Origin of the sequence: Paracidovorax anthurii (assembly GCF_003269065.1) — a bacterium.
GTDB lineage: Bacteria > Pseudomonadota > Gammaproteobacteria > Burkholderiales > Burkholderiaceae_C > Paracidovorax > Paracidovorax anthurii.
In genome coordinates this window covers 1-1266 of record NZ_QLTA01000125.1, presented here as the reverse complement: position 1 = coordinate 1266, position 1266 = coordinate 1, and the positions used below count along the sequence as shown (strand labels likewise).

Annotated in this window: 1 protein-coding gene; it reads right to left on the bottom strand. The window is 68.0% G+C overall.

The annotated features are described in order from the left end of the window. On the bottom strand, window positions 1-1266 hold a 1266-nt coding region (locus AX018_RS24460), incomplete at both ends, for a calcium-binding protein (protein WP_281269577.1).

Genomic DNA, 1266 nt, shown 5'->3' with positions numbered 1-1266 from the left:
ATCACGTCGTTGCCGTCGCCCCCATAGAGGCTGTCGTCGCCGCCCAGGCCGCTGATCGTGTCGGCGCTCTTCGTGCCCACGATGGTGTCGTTGCCCGCGCCGCCCGTGAACAACTGGCCCAGGATCGCCTGCAGGTCCCACACCGTGCCATCGGCGAATGCCATGCGCTGCACCGCGTTGTAGGCGTTGCCCGGGTCGTCGTCGCGGAAGAAGCTGCGGATGATCACCTTGTCCTGCGTGCCCGCGATGGAGACTTCCAGGCCCAGGTTGCCGCTGGACCAGCCGTCCGCCACTTGCCTCAGCACGATGTCCTCGGGCTTGACGCCTTCCTTGAACTGCAGCGTGTTCTGCCGATGGGCCGATGGGTCCATGGCATAGGCATCGTGGCCCAGTTGCACGTAGTCCTGCCCGTCGCCCCGGCCAAAGCGATACACGTTGTGCAGGCCGTAGCCGCCGCTCAGCGTGTCGTTGCCCGCCCCGCCATCGAGCACGTCGTCCCCGCCCTGGGCGGAGAGGAAATCGTTGCCGTCGCCGCCCAGCAGCACGTCGTCGCCATCACCGCCGTAGAGGCTGTCGTCGCCGCCCAGGCCGCTGATCGTGTCGGCGTTCTTCGTGCCCGCGATCGTGTCGCTGCCCGCGCTGCCCGTGAACACCCGGTTCAGGATTGCCTGCAGGTCCCACACCGTGCCATCGGCGAATGCGATGCGCTGCACCGCGTTGTAGGCGCTGCCCGGGTCGTCATTCAGAAAGAAGCTGCGGACGATCACCTTGTCCTGCGTGCCGGCGATGGAGACTTCCAGCCCCTTGTTGCCGGTGGACCAGCCATCCGCCACTTGCCTCAGCACGATGTCCTCGGGCTTCACGCCTTCCTTGAACTGCAGCGTGTTCTGCCGGTCGGCCGACTCGTCCATGGCATAGACGTCATGGCCCAGTTGCACGTAGTCCTGCCCGTCGCCCCGGCCGAACCGATAGACGTTGTTCAGGCCATAGCCGCCGCTCAGCGTGTCGTTGCCCGCCCCGCCGTCGAGCACGTCGTCACCGCCCTGGGCGGAGAGGAAGTCGTTGCCCTCGCCACCCAGCAGCGTGTCGCTGCCGTCGCCCCCGTAGAGGCTGTCGTCCCCGGCGCCGCCGGAGAGCCGGTCATCGCCGCCCTGCCCGTCCAGCACGTCATTGCCCGCGCCTCCGAGCAGCCGGTCATCGCCCTCCCCGGCCGAGAAACGGTCGTTGCCCGTGTCCCCCAGGTAGATGTCGCCCCGCCCCGTTCCC